19 protein-coding genes are annotated in these 18,086 nt (G+C 64.2%); 1 reads left to right on the top strand and 18 read right to left on the bottom strand.

What is annotated here, in order from left to right; translation table 11 throughout:
* Positions 1 to 15 precede the first annotated feature (15 nt).
* The 3 genes from SO156_RS22080 to rimP are packed head-to-tail and all read right to left on the bottom strand — an operon-like array spanning position 16 to position 3,092.
* A complete protein-coding gene (locus SO156_RS22080; protein WP_458150194.1) occupies positions 16 to 699 on the bottom strand; it encodes an RNA-binding protein in 684 nt (227 codons plus the stop codon).
* A 24-nt stretch (positions 700 to 723) separates the two neighbouring features.
* Complete coding sequence (nusA, locus tag SO156_RS22085; RefSeq protein ID WP_027528329.1) at positions 724 to 2,334, bottom strand: transcription termination factor NusA; 1,611 nt, start codon at positions 2,332 to 2,334, stop codon at positions 724 to 726.
* A gap of 2 nt (positions 2,335 to 2,336) precedes the next feature.
* On the bottom strand, positions 2,337 to 3,092 hold the full coding sequence (rimP, locus tag SO156_RS22090; protein ID WP_458150193.1) for a ribosome maturation factor RimP: 756 nt from the start codon (positions 3,090 to 3,092) through the stop codon (positions 2,337 to 2,339).
* A gap of 354 nt (positions 3,093 to 3,446) precedes the next feature.
* On the opposite strand from rimP, the gene SO156_RS22095 reads away from it, so the two are divergent.
* Entirely contained in the window at positions 3,447 to 4,529 is a 1,083-nt protein-coding gene (locus SO156_RS22095) for a DUF2336 domain-containing protein (RefSeq protein WP_498536221.1), read from the top strand.
* A 3-nt stretch (positions 4,530 to 4,532) separates the two neighbouring features.
* Here the strand turns inward: SO156_RS22095 and trmB are convergent, their stop codons facing one another.
* The 15 genes from trmB to trpS all read right to left on the bottom strand — a co-directional run bounded on the left by trmB (position 4,533) and on the right by trpS (position 18,001).
* Entirely contained in the window at positions 4,533 to 5,246 is a 714-nt protein-coding gene (gene trmB, locus SO156_RS22100; protein ID WP_498536222.1) for a tRNA (guanosine(46)-N7)-methyltransferase TrmB, read from the bottom strand.
* Entirely contained in the window at positions 5,243 to 6,370 is a 1,128-nt protein-coding gene (locus SO156_RS22105) for a M20 family metallopeptidase (RefSeq protein WP_498536223.1), read from the bottom strand. Before SO156_RS22105 ends, trmB begins: the two co-directional genes overlap by 4 nt.
* Positions 6,371 to 6,487: 117 nt before the next feature.
* Positions 6,488 to 6,901 carry a helix-turn-helix domain-containing protein gene (locus SO156_RS22110; RefSeq protein WP_027550026.1) on the bottom strand — a complete coding sequence of 138 codons (414 nt, stop codon included), beginning with the start codon at positions 6,899 to 6,901 and terminating at the stop codon, positions 6,488 to 6,490.
* Positions 6,902 to 7,118: 217 nt separating this feature from the next.
* The gene (gene lnt, locus SO156_RS22115; protein WP_498536224.1) at positions 7,119 to 8,732 is read right to left on the bottom strand and encodes an apolipoprotein N-acyltransferase; all 1,614 of its coding nucleotides are present in this window, start codon (positions 8,730 to 8,732) and stop codon (positions 7,119 to 7,121) included.
* Entirely contained in the window at positions 8,729 to 9,847 is a 1,119-nt protein-coding gene (locus tag SO156_RS22120; protein ID WP_458148214.1) for a hemolysin family protein, read from the bottom strand. Before SO156_RS22120 ends, lnt begins: the two co-directional genes overlap by 4 nt.
* 13 nt (positions 9,848 to 9,860) lie before the next feature.
* Complete coding sequence (gene ybeY / locus SO156_RS22125; protein ID WP_458148215.1) at positions 9,861 to 10,358, bottom strand: rRNA maturation RNase YbeY; 498 nt, start codon at positions 10,356 to 10,358, stop codon at positions 9,861 to 9,863.
* 56 nt (positions 10,359 to 10,414) lie between these two features.
* Entirely contained in the window at positions 10,415 to 11,410 is a 996-nt protein-coding gene (locus SO156_RS22130) for a PhoH family protein (protein WP_498536225.1), read from the bottom strand.
* A 64-nt stretch (positions 11,411 to 11,474) separates the two neighbouring features.
* Complete coding sequence (gene miaB / locus SO156_RS22135) at positions 11,475 to 12,872, bottom strand: tRNA (N6-isopentenyl adenosine(37)-C2)-methylthiotransferase MiaB (protein ID WP_498536226.1); 1,398 nt, start codon at positions 12,870 to 12,872, stop codon at positions 11,475 to 11,477.
* Between the two features lie 192 nt (positions 12,873 to 13,064).
* Complete coding sequence (locus SO156_RS22140; RefSeq protein ID WP_498536227.1) at positions 13,065 to 13,745, bottom strand: HAD family hydrolase; 681 nt, start codon at positions 13,743 to 13,745, stop codon at positions 13,065 to 13,067.
* Positions 13,745 to 14,200: a Fur family transcriptional regulator gene (locus SO156_RS22145; protein ID WP_254101272.1), complete on the bottom strand. Its 456-nt coding sequence runs from the start codon at positions 14,198 to 14,200 to the stop codon at positions 13,745 to 13,747. Before SO156_RS22145 ends, SO156_RS22140 begins: the two co-directional genes overlap by 1 nt.
* A 38-nt stretch (positions 14,201 to 14,238) precedes the next feature.
* Positions 14,239 to 14,724 carry a ribosomal protein S18-alanine N-acetyltransferase gene (rimI, locus tag SO156_RS22150; RefSeq protein ID WP_458148219.1) on the bottom strand — a complete coding sequence of 162 codons (486 nt, stop codon included), beginning with the start codon at positions 14,722 to 14,724 and terminating at the stop codon, positions 14,239 to 14,241.
* Positions 14,721 to 15,416, bottom strand: coding sequence for a tRNA (adenosine(37)-N6)-threonylcarbamoyltransferase complex dimerization subunit type 1 TsaB (gene tsaB, locus SO156_RS22155; protein WP_498536228.1), 696 nt, complete (start codon positions 15,414 to 15,416; stop codon positions 14,721 to 14,723). The genes rimI and tsaB overlap by 4 nt, the downstream gene beginning before the upstream one ends.
* Positions 15,417 to 15,617: 201 nt before the next feature.
* The gene (locus SO156_RS22160) at positions 15,618 to 16,187 is read right to left on the bottom strand and encodes a NifU family protein (RefSeq protein ID WP_458148221.1); all 570 of its coding nucleotides are present in this window, start codon (positions 16,185 to 16,187) and stop codon (positions 15,618 to 15,620) included.
* A gap of 157 nt (positions 16,188 to 16,344) precedes the next feature.
* Positions 16,345 to 16,839 (bottom strand): universal stress protein, encoded by a 495-nt coding sequence (locus SO156_RS22165; RefSeq protein ID WP_498536229.1) that lies wholly within the window; start codon positions 16,837 to 16,839, stop codon positions 16,345 to 16,347.
* A gap of 109 nt (positions 16,840 to 16,948) precedes the next feature.
* Complete coding sequence (gene trpS / locus SO156_RS22170) at positions 16,949 to 18,001, bottom strand: tryptophan--tRNA ligase (RefSeq protein ID WP_458148223.1); 1,053 nt, start codon at positions 17,999 to 18,001, stop codon at positions 16,949 to 16,951.
* Positions 18,002 to 18,086 lie beyond the last annotated feature (85 nt).

Consider the following 18,086-nt stretch of genomic DNA (forward strand, 5'->3'; position numbering starts at 1 on the left):
GGTCGTCGTTTGTCTTCAGAAATCCTGGCCGCGCTTTTCGGCAGTCTCGTCATCGTCCGCCAGCCGGTATCGGACCAGCATCTGGCTACGTGACAAAAATGTCCTGCTCGCCGGGCCCGCGAGCAGCGCAGCATGTATCACATTTGACCTGCCTAGTGCCAAATCCAATTCTGCCGATTTCAATGCGGTGACGACGGGAATTTGCGGCCTGTCGTCGCGATTCCGCTCGTTTTGCCGCACCAACGCGTCCAATTTGCGGATTCCGTCCTGGGCTCCGTCACTGGCGTGGATCAGGACCGCAACCGTTCCTTCTTTCAGGGCGGTCTCGACCTTGCCGAAGCCCGCCAGGACCTGACCTGCCTTGGTGGCAATCGCCAGCGCCTCGGTCGCACTCCGAACCAGCAGCGTTTCCGTGTCAGAGGGAAGCGTCGGCGGGACGCGCAAATTGCGCTTGAAGGCCTTGCTGAAATGGTGATGGCGGACGGCTTCCGCAACCGCCTGTCGGGAGGCCGATATCCACATGCCCCGGCCAGGAAGCTTGCGCTTGAGGTCGGGAACAATATCGCCCTGGGGGGAAACGACGAAGCGGATCAGCTCGTCGATCGGCCGGACCTGTCGGCTGACCACGCACATGCGCATGGTCGCGGACCTTTCGGTCCGCGGTCCATGGTCGAGTTCGGGGTCAGTGCTGGCAAGCATCCGGGCGACATCTCCTGATCGCCCTTAAGCCGGCTGCTGTTCGGACGCCTCGGCGTCTTCAGCGGGCTTGGCGAGGTCGGCCTCGGTGATCCAGCCGGCCTTGACGCGCGCCTGCATGATCATCGCCTCCGCATCGTCGCGGGAGATGTCGATGCCGTCGAGCGCGCCCTTGAACTTGGTCTGCTCGCCGCCTTCCTTGCGCTCGGTCCAGCCGACCAGGTCGTCGGTGGCGCAGCCGGCGAGGTCGTCGACCGTCTTGATGTCGTTCTCCCCGAACTTCACCAGCATCTTCGAGGTGACGCCGGGCACGTCCTTGACGGCGTCCTCGACGCCGAGTTCCTTACGCTTGGCCTCGAGCTCGGCTTCCTGCTGCTCCAGATATTCGCGCGCGCGGTTCTGAAGCTCCTGCGCGGTCTCCTCGTCGAAACCTTCGATGCCGGCCAGTTCCTTGACGTCGACCATCGCCAGTTCCTCGACCGAGGTGAAGCCTTCGGACGCGAGCAATTGACCGACCACCTCGTCGACATTGAGCGATTCCATGAAGACACGGGTGGAGTTCTCGAAGTCGGCCTGGCGGCGCTCCGATTCCTCCTGCTCGGTCAGGATGTCGATGTCCCAGCCGGTGAGCTGCGAGGCGAGGCGGACGTTCTGGCCGCGGCGGCCGATCGCCAGCGAAAGCTGGTTGTTGGTGTCGGGCACCACAACCTCGATGCGCTCGCGGTCCTCGTCGATGACGACCTTGGACACTTCGGCCGGCGCCAGCGCGTTCACCACGAAGGTCGCGATATCCGGCGACCAGGGGATGATGTCGATCTTCTCGCCCTGCAATTCGTTCACCACGGCTTGCACGCGCGAGCCGCGCATGCCGACGCAGGCGCCGACCGGATCGACCGAGGAATCGCGGGAAATCACGCCGATTTTCGCACGCGAGCCGGGATCACGGGCCACTGCCTTGATCTCGACGATGCCGTCATAGATTTCCGGCACTTCCTGCGCGAACAGCTTCGCCATGAACTGCGGATGGGTGCGGGAAAGGAAGATCTGGGGACCGCGAGTCTCGCGGCGCACGTCGAAGATATAGGCTCGGACGCGGTCACCGTTGCGGAAGACCTCGCGCGGCAGCATCTCGTCGCGGCGGATGATGGCTTCGCCACGGCCGAGATCGACGATCACGCTGCCATATTCGACGCGCTTGACGACGCCGTTGACGATGTCGCCGATGCGGTCCTTGAATTCCTGGTACTGCCGGTCGCGCTCGGCCTCGCGCACCTTCTGCACGATGACCTGCTTGGCCGATTGCGCGGCGATACGGCCATATTCCAGCGGCGGTAGCGTATCGGCGATGGTATCGCCGACCTGGGCGCCGGGATTGGCGCGCTGCGCGTCGACCAGCGAAATCTGGTTGGAATGATTTTCGACCTTGTCCACGACCAGCATGTGGCGCGACAGCCGGAGCTCGCCCTTCTTGGGATCGATCTCGGCGTGAACGTCGGTCTCGCTGCCGTAACGGGCGCGCGCCGCCTTCGCGATGGCGTCCTCCATCGCGGCAATGACGATGCCGCGGTCGATCGATTTCTCGCGCGCAACGGCGTCGGCGATCTGCAGCAATTCAAGTCGATTGGCGCTGACTGCCATGGTTAGTCTCCTTCGTCAGGCTCGATTTCGCCGCGCCGCGCACGTTCGGCGGCCAGGCGATGTTGCTTGGTGTTCTTCGGTGCCGGCTTCTTCTTCGGCTTGGTGTTCTTGGTCGTCTTTTCGCTGATCTTGGCGTGCGCCGGTTGCGGCGGCTCCAGGCCGAGATTGCGGCGCATCACGCGCTCCTGCGCCTTGCCGCGGCGCATGGACTGCGCGATCAGCTCATCGGTGAGGACCAGCCGCGCCTCGCCGATATCCTCCATCACCAGGAGAACGTCGGCGTCCTCGCCGGCTTTGACGTCGTCGCGCGTGATGCGAACGCGATCGTCCACGGTGCCGGCAATGGTGCCGCGGAAGCGCTTTCGTCCGTCATGGGCGACGGCCATCTCGATCTTCACGAGGTGCCCCAGATGGCGCTCGAAATCGGAGCGACGCACCAGCGGCCGGTCGATCCCCGGCGAGGAAATCTCCAGCCGATAGGCGCGGTCGATGGGATCGGCGACGTCGAGCACCGGCGACAGTGCCCGCGAGATCGCCTCGCAATCCTCGATCTGCATCGAGCCGTCGGGCCGCTCCGCCATGACCTGGACCGTGCAGCCGGCTTCCCCGGAAATGCGGATCCGCACCAGGCGATAGCCCATGCCTTGCAGCACCGGGCCCGCGATCGCCGAGACCCGCGCGGCCACGCCCGGCTCGACCACGAGCCGCGGCTCGGCCAATAGCTCGGCATCTGTGGAACCAGCGCTGGGTTCGATCATGTCTGGGGTCAAGACGCTTCTAGTGGTTAACGCTTGCTTTACGCTGCTTCAGGGAACTCGTGGGGTCGGTCGGCCTTCACAGAGGTGGTCGCCCGATCACGTCGTCGATACAGGTAATAAAAAAGAGCGGGTCCTTCCGGGCCCACTCTCAATACCGATCGTATGAGAAGATAAGTTGGCGCGGATATAGCGCTTTTCGCTCCTCTCGACAAGACCCGGCCGCCCGGGGAGCGCCTTTTTATGCAGCCCCTGGCCTAACCGTTCCTTCACCAAGGATGGCCTAAATTGCCTGCTGGCGGTGCATTTTAAGGCTTCTCGTGTACTCCCGGCGTGTCCAATGCGAGTTTGCGTTTCATGACCGTTGCCACGTCGCTCATTCCCGGACTGGACGAGATCGTCAGGCGCGGTGATCCCAGGCGTCGCAGCGACATCGCGCGCGCCATCGCCGATTTGTTCTTCCAGGACGCTGCCAAGCTCAGGCCTGATCTCGTCGATCTCTTCGACAACCTCCTGATCGATCTCGTTCCGCATGCCGATCTGACAGCGCGCATCGATCTCGCCGAACGGTTTTCGCGCGTGGGCAACGCGCCGCGCCACCTCATCGGCCAGCTCGCGCGCGAGAATGAAATTCAGGTGGCGGGCCCCGTGCTGCGCCGCTCGCCGGTGCTCGACGAAGCCGCGCTGATCGAGATCGCGCGCCTGAAAGGTCAGGGTCACCTTCTCGCCATGACCGAGCGGCCCATTCTGTCCGCCGATATCACCGATGTGCTGGTCGAGCGCGGCGATCGCGACGTGGTGCGGCGTGCTGCCGGCAATGCCGGTGCGATGTTTTCAGAAGGCGGCTATTCGGAGCTGATCAAACGAGCGGCGCAGGACGGCGTGCTGACGCTCAAGATCGGCCAGCGCGATGATCTCTCCGGCGACCAGCTCAAGGAGCTTCTGGGCGGAACGCTGGATGTCATCCGTCGTCGTCTGTCGAGCGTGGTCAAGCCTGCGCGCCAGATGGAGATCAGGCGGGCGATGAACGAGATCGAAGAGGCCTCGCTGCCGCAAGGTCCGCGCCGCGACTTCTCGGCGGCGCAGCGCACCGTGCTCGGTCTCAATCGCGAAGGCCACCTCGGCGAAAGCGCGCTGCTCGGCTTCGCCAAGGCCCACAAATACGAGGAATCCATCGCTGCGCTGTCCGCGATGTCCGGCGTCAGGCTCTCCGTGCTCGACCGGCTGATCGCTGGCGACCGTTACGATCCGATCCTGATCCTGGGCCGGGTTCTGAATTTCGGCTGGCCGACCGTGCGCGCCCTGATCCTTCTGTGGTACGGCCCGCAGCGCGCGCCCGCAGCCGCCGATATTGAAGCGGCCCGAATGAACTTCACCAAGCTGATGCCGTCGACCGCGGAGCGCGTCGTGAATTTCTGGCGCAGCCGCCAGGCGATCTGAGGCTCAGACTCTCCGGAATCGCAAATACGCCGCCTTGCGGCCCTCACGCTCGGCCTTTCTGCCGTAGCGCGTCATGGTGTAGCCCTCCCAGGGCTGCCGAAAATCGTCGGCGCGCTCGGCGAGCCAGACGAAGTCCGGCGAGCGCGCGAGGTGCGACAGCGTCCAGGCGCAGTAATCGTCGATGTCGCAGACGAAGCGGAATTCGCCGCCGCTTCCGAGCACGCGTGCCATCGCGGCAATGGTCTTGTCCTGGACGAAGCGCCGCTTCCAGTGCCGCCGCTTCGGCCAGGGATCGGGATGGATCAGGTCGATCCGCGACAGCGAAGAGTTGGGCAGCCAGGCCAGCAGCTCGGCGGCATCGCCCGCGAACAGGCGGATATTGCCGATATTGTGCGCCTCGATCTGCGCGAGGATTTTTGCCATGCCGTTGACATAGGGCTCGCAGCCGATGAAGCCGGTGGCTGGAAAGTTTTGTGCCTCTGCCGCGAGATGCTCGCCGCCGCCAAAGCCGATCTCGAGCCGCAGCGCTTGCGCGGCGGGATCGAAGATCTCCTGCGCATTCGCAGGCGTGTCTTGCGTGATGTCGAGCGCAAGATGCGGCAGCAGATGCGCAACGAGGTCGGCCTGGTGCTGCCGGAGCTTGTGCCCCTTGCGCCGGCCGAAGAATGCCCGTTCGCCGTCGTCAGCGCGAGCCGGGTCCGATCTGCGCTCGCTCATTGCAGCGTCTGGTACAGGCGATAGAGCAGCCGCGCGCGCGGCTCGAGCGAGGAGACATAGAGCTGCTCATAGTGGGTGTGTGCGCCCTTGCCGTCGACGCCGAGTCCGTCGAGCGTTGCGGTATGCGCCGCGGTGAAATTGCCGTCCGATCCGCCGCCGGTGTGAGTGTCGATCAGATCGAAGCCGAGCTCGCCCGCGAGCGTTTTCGCGTGCTCATAGAGCGAGGCGCCGGAATTGCTCTTTTCGTAAGGCGGCCGGTTGAGGTCACCTTTCACATTGACGGTGACGCCATCGGTCTTCGACGTCAGCCCAAGAATCTTTCCGACGAATTCTTCGGCGTCAGCATTGCTGAGTACGCGCAAGTCGACCTCGGCATAGGCTTCTTCCGGCGTGACGTTCGGCCGCGTGCCGCCACGCACCACGCCGACATTGACGGTCACCCCGCGCCTGAGATCGTTCATCCCTTCCAGCGTCTGAATGACATTGGCGAGCTCGCGGATGGCGCTGCGGCCATCCTCGGGCCGCGAGCCCGCATGCGCGGGCACGCCCTTGATGAAGACTTCGAAGCGCCCGACGCCCTTGCGGCCCGTGACGATCTTGCCGCCGTCGCGCGCCGGCTCCGTCACCAGCACATATTTCGCCTTCCGCCCTTCCGCTTCGATCAGCGCGCGCGAGGTCGGGCTGCCGATCTCCTCGTCCGAGGTGAACAGGTGGGTGATTCCGAGCGGCGAGCGGTCGGATGTGGCGCAGAGGTTGCGGAAGGCGTGATGGGCGATATAGGCGCCGCCCTTCATGTCGTAGATGCCGGGGCCGAAGGCACTGTCACCCTCGATCTTGAAGGGCAGGCGCTCGATGAAGCCGATCGGGTGTACGGTATCGAGGTGGCTGAGCACGAGGATGCCGGGTTTGTCCTGTCCCCATGCCGAGCGCACCACGAGATGATCACCGCAGCCATTGACGCCCGCGACGCGTTCGGTCGTGACGGGCAGGCCGCGATGCTGCTCGGTGACGACGGACACAAGCTTGTTGACCTGCTCAGATGCTTCCGTCGGTGTCTCGATCTCCACCCAGCGGCGGATCGCCTCAAGGATGGTCGCAGTGTCGAACGGATTTGAGCTGGACATGTCGTCGCCTGTTGCTCGGGTAAGGAATGTCATGGAAGGCCGCGCATTTATACGCGGACCACACACCACGACATAGGCCAGATTTGGCGGAGCCTCATGGCCCGAATGCAGGACGCGTCAGCGCTTGTCGGGGCCTTCGCGGGCTGCGATCTGCTCGACGAGATCGACGATCGAGCGACGCAGCTTGGAATCGGTGATTCGGGTGAAGGCTTTCGTCAGCGCCAGCCCTTCCGACGTGGCGAGGAAATCGGAGACGTAAGAGGGCGAGGCGCCCTCGCTGAAGCCGTCCGGGCCGGGCGTGCCGCTTGGTCCGCCCTCGAACAGGAACGACACCGGCACCTGGAGAATTTCTGCGATCTGCTGAATGCGACTCGCGCCGACCCGGTTGGTGCCCTTCTCGTATTTCTGGATCTGCTGGAATGTCAGGCCAAGCGCTTCGCCAAGCTTCTCCTGGCTCATGCCCAACATGATGCGGCGCATGCGCACGCGGCTGCCGACATATTTGTCAACAGGGTTGGGCGCTTTCGACATCTCCTCTGCCCTCCTCAGACACCTTTAGCGCAACAGGGGAGTATGCGTCAGGTGATAACGTCGCCAAAACCTCTCGTTGGATTTTTGGGAAACATTGCGGAGAAATTTAGCAACGCCCACTGTCTTGGTGCAGCAAGGGCAGAATGCGGAGCACGCTGCGGCTCTGTCAACCGGTGGATTACGGTTGTCAAAAGTTTACCGACTGCGCCGCCTGCGATCAGGGAAACCGTCTGGCAATGCGCTTGCGCACTGCAAGAATGACGGCGAGCGCGACGAGGATCACGGCCGGAATGTCGCCGGTCCTGGCATATACGGTCGGCGGGATCGCGGCCGGCAGGCCCGAATCCAGCACGCCTTCGATGCCGAGGCCAAGACTGGCGACGACCCGGCCGACGGGATCGACGACCGCCGAAACCCCTGTATTTGCGGAGCGGACCAGCGGCAATCCGAGCTCGATGGCGCGCATCCGCGCCTGCTCCATGTGCTGGTAGGGACCAGTGGAAATTCCGAACCAGCCGTCATTGGTCAGGTTGACGATCCAGCCCGGCCGCTCCTTGAGTCCCGCAACGTCGCCGGGAAAGATGGCCTCGTAGCAAATGAGCGGTAGGGCAGACGGCGCGCTCGGTACCGGCAGCGCATGCCGCACGGTGCCGGGAATGAAACCGCCCTGGACCCGCGTCAGCTGCTCGAAGCCGATCTCCTCCATCAGGTCCTGATAGGGAAGAAATTCTCCGAACGGTACCAGGTGCAGCTTGTCGTAGACGGAAAGCACGCTGCCGTCGTGGTCGATCACATAGATGGAGTTATAGGCGCGCGTGATTCGCGTGCCCGGTGGCAGATCGGGCGCACGGACCGATCCCGTGATCAGCACTGTTCCCTTGGGCAGGAGGTCCGCGATTTGCGCCATCGCGTCGGCTTCGCGGGTCAGGAAAAATGGAAACGCGGATTCCGGCCAGATCAGGATGGTGACATCGCGTACGCCAGTCGACTGGGGTCCGGAGGCGCGGTCCGACAAAGCCAGGTACTTCTTCATCACCTCCGCCTTGGCGGAGTAGTTGAACTTGGCGTCCTGCCGGAGGTTCGGTTGCATCAGGCGCAGCTTTGCGCCTGCGACCATCGTCGTTGGATGGAGCGACAGGCGGATCGCGCCGAAGATGCCCATGACGATCAGCAATGCGATCGCTGCGGCCGGCACGCGCCACGGAATTTTCTTGTCCGGCGTGCGGTCGATCAGCGCCGCCGGGCTGGCGAAGATCGCGACCGTCAGGAACGTCATGCCCCACAGGCCGATCAGCGACGCGGTCTGTGCGAGCGGCAGCGGCTCGGACAGCGCATAGCCGAAGGCATTCCAGGGAAAGCCGGTCAGGGCATGGCCGCGCAGCCATTCGGCGACGGTGAGACTTGCCGCGAGCGCGAGGATGCGCCCGGCGTCCTTGGTCCAGAGCAGCCGGGCCAACGCAAATCCGATCGCCGTGTAGATCGCGAGATAGGCCGGCAAGCCCAGCACCGCGAACGGCGTGAGCCAGGCAAAGGTCTGGGCATCGACGAAGAAGGCGTAGCCGATCCAGTAGAGGCCGGGAACGAAATAGCCGAGCCCGAACCAGTAGCCGGTCAGCGCCGCGGCGGGAACGCCGCCGAACCGGCCGCCGCCGGCGCCGTCGATCAGCCAGACCAGTACGGGGAAGGTCAGAAACAGCACCGGCCAGGCGTTGAACGGCGCCAGCGCCAGCACCGAGAGCGCGCCGGCCGCCATGGCAATGAGCGCGCGCTTCCATCCCCAGGTCAGGATGACGGCAAGCGCGACCATCCGAAGTCGTTGTGCTGGGGTCACTGCGTGCCGGCTCCGTCGCCGGGTGGCGGATTGGACGTGTCGCCGGGTGGCGGCGTGCCTTGCTCGGGTGAGGCTTCGCGGCGGCGGCTTTCGCGCTGGGTGCGCGGGGCCGGACGTTCCTTGCGAGCCGCGATGCGCAGGCGCTTGACGCGGCGCGGATCGGCGTCGAGCACCTCGACCTCGTAATTGCCGGGGCCGGAGATCACCTCGCCGCGCACCGGCAGACGGCCGACGAAGCTGACGAGATAGCCGCCGAGCGTCTCGACCTCTTCACCGGCTTCACCGGTCACGAAATCCTCGCCGATCACGGAGCGGACGTCGTCGAGGCTGGCGCGCGCATCGGCGATGAAGGAATTGTCGAGCTGGCGCACGATCGACGGTGGCTCGTCGCTGTCATGCTCGTCGTCGATCTCGCCGACGATCTGCTCGACGATATCCTCGAGCGAGACCAGCCCGTCGGAGCCGCCATATTCGTCGACGACGAGCGCGAGATGGATGCGTGAGGCCTGCATTTGCGCGAGCAGGTCGATCGCCCGCATCGAGGGCGGCACGTACAGGAGCTTGCGGATGATGTTGGCGTCCTGCAGCGGCAGCGCGAGGTCGACGGCGCGCAAATCGAGACCGGCGGGCAGCGGCTTCTTGCGCTTGGTCTTGGTGGCTTCCGAGACGCGGGCCTTGGCCGTCATGAAGGTCAGGAGATCGCGGATGTGCACGATGCCGACGGGATCGTCGAGCGTCTCGTTATAGACCACGAAGCGTGAGTGACCCGCGCTCTCGAAGCGGTCCATCAACTCGCCGAGCGGGATGTCTCGCTTCACCGCGATGATGTCGGCGCGATGCACCATGACGTCGGCGATGCGGCGCTCATGCAGGTTGAGGATGTTGCGCAACATGGTGCGCTCGACGGCAGAGAAGCCGGCATCGTCAGGCGTCGTGGCATCGAGCACGACCTGGAGATCGTCGCGGACCGATCCCGCCTTCCAGCCGAACAGCGTGCGGATGGCGCGGATCAGCCAGCCTTCGGCGGTCGGACGCGTGATCTCGCCCGGCTGCACCACCGCGGGCAGGTTGCGGGTGTTGCGCGGATTGTCGTGGATTGGTTCGGAATCCGCCATGTCGATCGATCCGTCAGCGCTCTGCATAGGGGTCTGGGATACCGAGTTGGGCCAGGACGTCCTGTTCGAGCGCTTCCATCTCCTCCGCGTCAGCGTCGTTTTCGTGGTCGTAGCCGATCAGATGCAGAAACCCGTGCACCGCAAGATGACTCAAATGGTGGTCGAACGGCTTCTGTTCCTCGTCCGCTTCGCGCCGCAGCGTCTCGTAGGCGATGGCGATGTCGCCGAGCATGCGCGGGGCATCCCCGGCCTTCCATTCGCCCTCCGGCTGGAGTGCAGGAAAAGACAGCACATTGGTCGGCTTGTCGATGCCGCGCCAGTTGCTGTTCAGCGTGCGGATGCCGGAATCATCGGTCAGCATCACGGCCACTTCGGCGTCGGTGACGTCGTCGTCGACGGAAGAGGCGGCCGCGGCGATCGCGCGCTGGATCACCGCTTCGGCACCGGGCTCGCTCTGCCAACAGTCGGCAACGACGAGAACCTCGGTCATGGGAAGGTTGGAATGCGACATGGTGTTGTTCGGAACGGACGGCGCTTGTCTTGCGTCCTTCGATCCGGCTTTTCTCGCTATGGCTTGCCTGCGGCGGGCCGCTGCGCCGACCCTTCATAGGCGGCAACGATCCGTGCCACGAGCTCGTGGCGGATCACGTCTTCGGCGGTGAAATGAACTTGTGAAATGCCCTCGACGCCGCCGAGCAAACGGGTCGCCTCCGACAGGCCGGAGGTCTGGCCGTTCGGCAGGTCGATTTGCGACGGATCGCCGGTCACGATCATCCGGCTGTTCTCGCCGAGACGGGTCAGGAACATCTTCATCTGCATCGAGGTGGTGTTCTGCGCTTCGTCCAGGATGATCACGGCATTGGTCAGCGTGCGGCCGCGCATGAAGGCGAGCGGCGCGATCTCGATCTCGCCGGTCTGCAGCGCGCGCTCGACGATGCGCGCGTCCATCAGGTCATACAGCGCGTCGTAGATCGGGCGCAGATAGGGATCGACCTTCTCGCGGAGATCGCCGGGCAGGAAGCCGAGCCGCTCGCCAGCTTCTACCGCCGGGCGCGACAGGATGATCTTGTCGACCTCCTTGCGCTCGAACAGTTGCGCAGCGTGCGCGACAGCGAGCCAGGTCTTGCCGGTACCGGCGGGGCCGATGCCGAACACCAGCTCGTGGCGCTTCAATGCGCGGATGTAGGAATCCTGCGCGGCGGTGCGCGCGCGCACCGGCCGCTTGCGCAGGTTGATGCTTTCGAAGGTCGACTTGGCCGATTTGGCGTCGAACTCGAACAGCGAGCCCTGCGCGATCACGGCGCGGATCGCGCCTTCGACCTCGCCCTGGTCGAGATCCTGCCCCTTCACCGCCTCGGCGTAGAGCATTTCCAGCACGCGCCGCGCCGCGTCGCAGCCATCGCGCGTGCCGCCGATGGTGATGTGGTTGCCCTTGGAGTCGACGACGACGCCGAGCCGGCGCTCGATCTGCGCCAAGTTCTGCCCGTAGGGGCCGACCAGCGCCGAAGCGGCGCGGTTGTCGTCGAAGTCGATGACGACCTCGGTTTCGGGCGGAACTTGCATGTCGCGGTCAAATTTGCGGCTGGGAGCGAACGAAGACGAATCCGATGCGCTTTTTGGCAAGGGTTCAGGCTCCAGTGGCGATTGGCGATAAAGCGGGCCGCTGCGCGGGCTCAGGCGTCACGAGCTCGCCGAGCAGGCTGTAGCGTTCGAGGCTGTCGATACGAACCGGCAGGATTTTTCCGATGATGTCGGGCGATGCCATCACATGCGCGGGCTGAAGGTAAGCGGTGCGGCCGACGATCTGGCCGTCCTTGCGCGCCTCGCGCTCGAACAACACGTCGACGGTTATGCCAATCGCAGCCTTGTTGAAGGCCGATTGCTGGGCGTCGATCAATTCCTGGAGCCGCTCCAATCGCTGGTCCATCTCGACTAGGGACACCGTCTCCTGCATGTCCGCGGCAGGGGTTCCCGGCCGGGCCGAATATTTGAACGAGTAGGCTGCAGCGTAGCCGATTTGTGTGACCAGTGCGAGTGTCGCGCGAAAATCTTGCTCGGTCTCCCCCGGAAAGCCCACGATAAAATCTGATGAAAAAGCAATGTCTTGGCGCACAGCCCGGAAACGGTCGATGACTTTCAGATAATCATCGGCGGTATGTTTGCGGTTCATGGCGGCCAGTATCCGGTCCGAGCCGGATTGTACCGGCAGGTGCACGAAGGGCATCAGGCCTGGAAGATCGCGGTGGGCGGCAATCAGACTGTCATCGACGTCGCGGGGATGGCTGGTCGAGTAGCGCAGTCGCGCAATGCCGGGAATCCGCGCGAGATGCTCGAGCAGCTTGCCGAGCGGCCAGCTTTGTCCGTCCGGTCCCTCGCCGTGATAGGCATTGACGTTCTGGCCGATCAGCGTGAGCTCGCGCACGCCGTTGTCGGCGAGCCGCTTCACGTCGTCGACGATCTTCGCGACGGGGCGCGAGACCTCGGTGCCGCGCGTATAGGGCACGACGCAGAAGGTGCAGAACTTGTCGCAGCCTTCCTGCACGGTGACGAAGGCGGAAATGCCGCGCGCACGGATCGCTTCGGGCTTGGGCTGGGCAAGGAAGCCGAACTTGTCGGCGGCCGGAAATTCTGTCTCGATCGCGCGGCCATCATGGCCTGCGCGCTTCAACAGCTCCGGCAAATGGTGATAGCTTTGCGGGCCAACCACGACATCGACGACCGGCGCGCGGCGCACGATCTCCTCGCCCTCGGCCTGCGCCACGCAGCCGGCGACCGCGATCTGCATGGTGCGGCCACCGCGCGCCGCCTCGTCCTTGGCGACGCGCAGGCGGCCGAGCTCGGAATAGACCTTCTCCGACGCCTTCTCGCGGATATGGCAGGTGTTGAGGATGACGAGGTCGGCATCCTCGACGCTGGCCGTCTCCACGAATCCTTCCGGCGCCAGCGTGTCCACCATGCGCTGGGCATCGTAGACGTTCATCTGGCAGCCATATGATTTGATGTGCAGCTTGCGCGGCGGCGTCATGGAACCCGGATTTGAGGTGGAGAACGCCCCTCAGATATAGGTTGAGAGGGCGAAAATCCAGCGAACGGGCGCCTGAAAGACCCTCATTCCGGGGCGATGCGAAGCATCGAACCCGGAATCTTGCGCCAAAACCTCCGGATTCCGGGTTCATGCGCTTTGCGCGTGCCCCGGAATGACGTCGAACGGGCGAAATCAGCCCACTGCAGCGTCCGCATCCACCCGCCGCACCAGTTCCGGCAATTGCCGCATGTCGTCGAACGTTAGTCTGGTGCCGGCGGCACGCAACCTGTCGGCGTGGCCGGGCGGGCAGTGGCTGCCGCCGTGAAAGCCCAGCACGGTCATCCCGGCAGCGTACGCACCGGTCACCCCGGGAACACTGTCCTCAATCACAAGGCATCGTTCCGGCGCTGCCTTCATCTGCTCGGCCGCAAACAGAAACAGATCGGGGGCGGGTTTGCCGCGTGCGACCTGGCTTGCGGAAAAGATATGCGGAGCAAGCATATCGTATAGCCCGGCACAAGACAGGCCGTGACGAATCTTCTCTGGTGTGCCGCTTGATGCAACACACTTGGGTAAATCGATTGCGCCAATCGCAGCGGCCACATCGGTGATCGGCAGCAGATCGCTGGCATAAAATCGCAGCGTCGCCGCAGTCACCTGCTGCTCCAGATCGTCGGGTAGCTTGCAGCCGATCTCCTGTTCGACCATCAGCCGCGCATCTCGCTCGGATACGCCGAGGAAGCGGACCAGCACCTGCTCCGGCGTGATCGGGTAGCCGTGGCGCGTCAGCACATCGGCATGCGCGCGACAGGAGATGACCTCGCTGTCGACCAGCACGCCGTCGCAGTCGAAGATGATGAGATCGATTGGCACTAGTTCTGGGGTTTGTCGTCGTCGAGCGGGACGCAATAGAGCTCGAGCCGGTGATCGACCAGCTTGTAGCCGAGCTTGCGGGCGATCTCCGCCTGGAGCTTCTCGATCTCCTCGGAGGTGAATTCGATCACCTTGCCGTCGCGCAGATTGATGAGATGGTCGTGATGGCTGTCGCGCATCTGCTCGTAGCGGGCGCGGCCCTCGCGGAAATCGTGGCGCTCGATGATGCCGGCATCCTCGAACAGCTTTACGGTGCGATAGACGGTCGAGATCGAGATCTTGTCGTCGACGGCGACGCAGCGCCGGTAGAGTTCCTCGACATCGGGATGATCGACGGCTTCCGCGAGCACGCGGGCGATGACGCGGCGCTGCTCGGTCATGCGCATGCCGGTGGCGGCACAGCGCGCCTCGATGCCGGTCGCCTTGGTCGCGGAAGAATGTTTGAGTACGGTCATAGGGTTGTCTGCCTGACGAGCGCCTTGTTCAATCGATGTTACGACAAGTCACGTCGCATCAGAAGTGCGTTCAATTGTTCCCCGTTCGCCTGCTTATAGTAGCGTTCGCGGCGCCCGACCACCATGAATCCGATGCCGTCGTAGAGCGCCCGCGCCGGCCGGTTATTTTCCTCGACTTCGAGAAATATAGTGCGCACACCGCGGCCGGCGAGGTGGCCGAGATGGGTCAAGAGCAGCGCACGGGAGAACCCGCGGCCGCGGTAGGCCTGGTCGACGGCAATGGAGAGGATTTCGGCCTCGTCCGCACCCATCCGCGAGACCGCAAAGCCGATCGTCTTGTGTCCCAATCGCAAGCGATGCACCAGCGTGTTGCGCTCGCTCATCATGCTCTCGAATTCGCCTTCGCCCCAGCCGCGCGCAAAGGACGCGCCATGCAGTTGTGCGAGCTTTGCTGCGTCGCGCGCGGTCGCGCCCTCGACGATGGCGCTGCCGCCGCGCCACCATTCGGCGAGCCAATTCCTCATGAGGGTGCGGCGTGTGCTGCGAGCGGCGGATTGGCTGCCGGTTTCGCATCGGGCGCACGCAGATAGAACGGACGCGCCGGTGTGGTGTCGGGATCTGCGGCCGCACCCAGCCACGCCACCCAATTGATGTCAGGCGCGGCCTGCGGATCGACGGCGATCGGTGGAGATCTGTCTTTCGGCCAGCGGTCGGCGAGAATTTTTGCGGCATTGCCGACCAGATGCGGCGCGCCGAATTGCGAGGCGGCAATCGCCTCATCGACGCCTGCAACTCTTGGCCGGACAAGCTGGCTGCCGTCGCCGGCGACGACCTGGAAATAGACGTGATCATGCCGCGCATCGATCGCAGAGACGACAGGCGCCGACTTGTTCTGGCTGACGATGGCGGCAGCATAGGCCGACAGCGTCGTCAGCCCTACTGCCGGCTTGCCGGTGGCGAGCGCAAGTCCGCGCGCGGCCGAGATGCCGACCCGAAGACCTGTGAAGCTGCCGGGACCTGTGGTGACCGCGATGCGGTCGAGTGCGGTGAAGCTGAGCCCCGCCGATTGCATCACCCGCGCGATCAGCGGCATCAAGGCTTCCGCATGCCCGCGCTTCATCGGCAGCGATTCCTGGGCGCGCAGGTTGGCCGTTTCGGTGTCGAGCACGGCGGCGGCGCAGGCGTCGAGCGCAGTATCGATGGCAAGGATCAGCATGAAAGAACGAATGGCGAGTGGCGAATAGCGAATAGTCTAGCGAACCAAGCGCTTATCCGCCACTCTCGCCGAACTTCGTAGGGTGGGCAAAGCGGCTTGTCCGCCGTAGCTCGAAGAGCGAAGGCGTGCCCACCACTGCTATCTCATCTTGGACGGTGGGCAAGGCGCAAATGCGCCTTTACCCACCCTACGATACCTCGATCACATCGGCCTGACTTCGACCACGTCAGGCACGAAATGCCTGAGCAGGTTCTGGATGCCGTGCTGGAGCGTCGCGGTCGACGACGGGCAGCCGGAGCAGGCGCCCTTCATGTTGAGGTAGACGACGCCGTCCTTGAAGCCGCGGAAGGTGATGTCGCCGCCATCATTGGCGACCGCAGGCCGCACGCGCGTCTCGATCAGATCCTTGATCATGTCGACCGTCTCGGCATCCGCCTCGTCAAAAAATTCGTCTTCCTCGTCGAGGTCGTCGTCGCTGGCGGCCACGCCATCGGCAAGCAGCGGCGCGCCGGACATGTAATGCTCCATGATGGCGCCGAGGATCGCTGGCTTGAGCTGCTGCCATTCACCGCTCGCCTTGGTCACGGTGATGAAGTCGCTGCCGTAGAACACGCTGGTGACGCCAGGCACGTCGAACAGCTTTTCGGCGAGCGGCGAGCGCGTGGACGCTTCGCGGCTCGCAAATTCCATCGGACCGCCGTCGGACACGAGGCGGCCGGGGATGAACTTCAGCGTGGCGGGATTGGGGGTGGCTTCGGTCTGAATGAACATGGTTTTCTCCGGACGTCGCCGGTTCAAGGCCGGCGCGTGAGCTCTCAGTACCAGATGGCGACGCCAAACGCACGGTCAAGGGGCAGGAGGGGGAGTTTCGCTGCGGGATCAGCGGGTTAACCTCGCCCCCCACGCTTGTAGCGAGAGGTGAAGGGTCCTACGACAGCGCGTCGACCTCGGGGTCGCTGAGTTCGCCCGAAATGATCGTCACCGGTACGGGGAACGTGCCGACCGCATTGGCGAGCAGCGCGACGAGCGGCCCCGGTCCCTCGGCGCCGGGATTGGCGGCGAGCACCAGCATCGCGATATCAGGGTCCTGGTCGATCACCTCGAGCAATTGTTCCATCGGGGCGCCTTCACGGATCACGCGCTCGGGCGTGATCGCGGCGATGCCGTTGGCGCGGCCGGCGGCGCGGTCGAGCGCGGCATCGGCTGCCTCCTGCGCCTCGGCGCGCATGATGTCGGCGACGCCCAGCCATTGCTGGTTCTGGTCCTCGGTCTCGATGATGCGCAGCATCACCACGCCGCCGCCGGCGCGGATCGCCCAGCGGCTGGCGTAATAGACCGCGCGATCCCATTCGGCGGTGTCGTCAACGATGACAAGGCATTTGGGCTTGTGACCCGGCTCGAAGCATCGTCGCGTGCTGCTCATGCATGTCTCGGCGTATCCACGCCTGACATGCTGCCACACTCCCTTTGTCTTTGGGAGAGGGGCGTTGGCCGGCGCTCCTGGCGTCGGCCAGACTTCGCAGGCGCAAAAATCAGCGCTTGCGGATGAAGCCGACGATGTCCTTGGACAGCGCCATGGTCTCGTCCGCAATCGCGCGCGCGCGGTCGGCGCCGTCGTTCAGGATGGCGTCGATGTGACCGGGGTCGGCGACCAGGCGCTTCATCTCGCCGGCGATCGGCGCCAGCTTTGTCACGCAGAGATCGACCAGCGCGTTCTTGAAGCTGGAGAACTGGCCGCCGCCGAAATCGCGCAGCACGTCGGCTTTCGCCCGGCCCGACAGCGCAGCGAAAATGCCGACGAGATTGTCCGCCTCGGGGCGCGCTTCCAGGCCCTTTTCCTCCGTCGGCAGCGGCTCCGGATCGGTCTTCGCCTTGCGGACCTTCTGCGCGATGGTGTCGGCATCGTCGGTCAAATTGATACGCGAATAGTCCGACGCGTCGGACTTCGACATCTTCTTGGTGCCGTCGCGCAAGCTCATCACGCGCGTCGCCGGTCCCGTAATCAGCGGCTCCGGCAGCGGGAAGAACAGACTGTCGCCGAAGCCATGACCACGAATCGAATCGCCGAAATCGTTGTTGAACTTCTGCGCGATGTCGCGTGAAAGCTCGAGATGCTGCTTCTGGTCCTCGCCGACCGGCACATGCGTGGCGCGATACAGCAGAATGTCGGCCGCCATCAGCACCGGATAATCGTAAAGCCCGACGGAGGCGTTCTCGCGATCCTTGCCGGCCTTCTCCTTGAACTGAGTCATGCGGTTGAGCCAGCCCATGCGCGCGACACAGTTGAAGATCCAGGCGAGCTCGGCGTGGCCGGCGACCTGGCTCTGGTTGAACACGATGTGCTTCTTCGGATCGATGCCGCTGGCGATGAACGCCGCAGTCACCTCGCGGGTGTTCCGCGCGAGCTCGGCCGGTCCGCCCCAGACGTCCACGCCTTGCGTGATCGCGTGCATGTCGACGACGCAATAGATGCAGTTGTGCGTTTCCTGCATCTTCACGAAGTTGACGATCGCGCCGAGATAGTTGCCGAGGTGCAGATTGCCCGTCGGCTGGACGCCCGAAAAAACCCGTTCAACGAATGGCATGGCAGCTTTCCTGGCAAGCTTTCCTGGAAGGTACGGGCCGTCGTTTCCAACAGCGGCGCTGCTCCGTCAAGTGTAATTCGCTCGT

The sequence above is a fragment of the Bradyrhizobium sp. UFLA05-125 genome (genome assembly GCF_059803515.1).

What these genes read in the sequence shown, in the direction of transcription:
- SO156_RS22080 (WP_458150194.1), bottom strand. Translation starts at nt 699, where the DNA reads ATGCTTGCCAGCACTGACCCCGAACTCGACCATGGACCGCGGACCGAA.
- nusA (WP_027528329.1), bottom strand. Translation starts at nt 2,334, where the DNA reads ATGGCAGTCAGCGCCAATCGACTTGAATTGCTGCAGATCGCCGACGCC.
- rimP (WP_458150193.1), bottom strand. Translation starts at nt 3,092, where the DNA reads ATGATCGAACCCAGCGCTGGTTCCACAGATGCCGAGCTATTGGCCGAG.
- SO156_RS22095 (WP_498536221.1), top strand. Translation starts at nt 3,447, where the DNA reads ATGACCGTTGCCACGTCGCTCATTCCCGGACTGGACGAGATCGTCAGG.
- trmB (WP_498536222.1), bottom strand. Translation starts at nt 5,246, where the DNA reads ATGAGCGAGCGCAGATCGGACCCGGCTCGCGCTGACGACGGCGAACGG.
- SO156_RS22105 (WP_498536223.1), bottom strand. Translation starts at nt 6,370, where the DNA reads ATGTCCAGCTCAAATCCGTTCGACACTGCGACCATCCTTGAGGCGATC.
- SO156_RS22110 (WP_027550026.1), bottom strand. Translation starts at nt 6,901, where the DNA reads ATGTCGAAAGCGCCCAACCCTGTTGACAAATATGTCGGCAGCCGCGTG.
- SO156_RS22120 (WP_458148214.1), bottom strand. Translation starts at nt 9,847, where the DNA reads ATGGCGGATTCCGAACCAATCCACGACAATCCGCGCAACACCCGCAAC.
- ybeY (WP_458148215.1), bottom strand. Translation starts at nt 10,358, where the DNA reads ATGTCGCATTCCAACCTTCCCATGACCGAGGTTCTCGTCGTTGCCGAC.
- SO156_RS22130 (WP_498536225.1), bottom strand. Translation starts at nt 11,410, where the DNA reads ATGCAAGTTCCGCCCGAAACCGAGGTCGTCATCGACTTCGACGACAAC.
- miaB (WP_498536226.1), bottom strand. Translation starts at nt 12,872, where the DNA reads ATGACGCCGCCGCGCAAGCTGCACATCAAATCATATGGCTGCCAGATG.
- SO156_RS22145 (WP_254101272.1), bottom strand. Translation starts at nt 14,200, where the DNA reads ATGACCGTACTCAAACATTCTTCCGCGACCAAGGCGACCGGCATCGAG.
- rimI (WP_458148219.1), bottom strand. Translation starts at nt 14,724, where the DNA reads ATGAGGAATTGGCTCGCCGAATGGTGGCGCGGCGGCAGCGCCATCGTC.
- tsaB (WP_498536228.1), bottom strand. Translation starts at nt 15,416, where the DNA reads ATGCTGATCCTTGCCATCGATACTGCGCTCGACGCCTGCGCCGCCGCC.
- SO156_RS22160 (WP_458148221.1), bottom strand. Translation starts at nt 16,187, where the DNA reads ATGTTCATTCAGACCGAAGCCACCCCCAATCCCGCCACGCTGAAGTTC.
- SO156_RS22165 (WP_498536229.1), bottom strand. Translation starts at nt 16,839, where the DNA reads ATGAGCAGCACGCGACGATGCTTCGAGCCGGGTCACAAGCCCAAATGC.
- trpS (WP_458148223.1), bottom strand. Translation starts at nt 18,001, where the DNA reads ATGCCATTCGTTGAACGGGTTTTTTCGGGCGTCCAGCCGACGGGCAAT.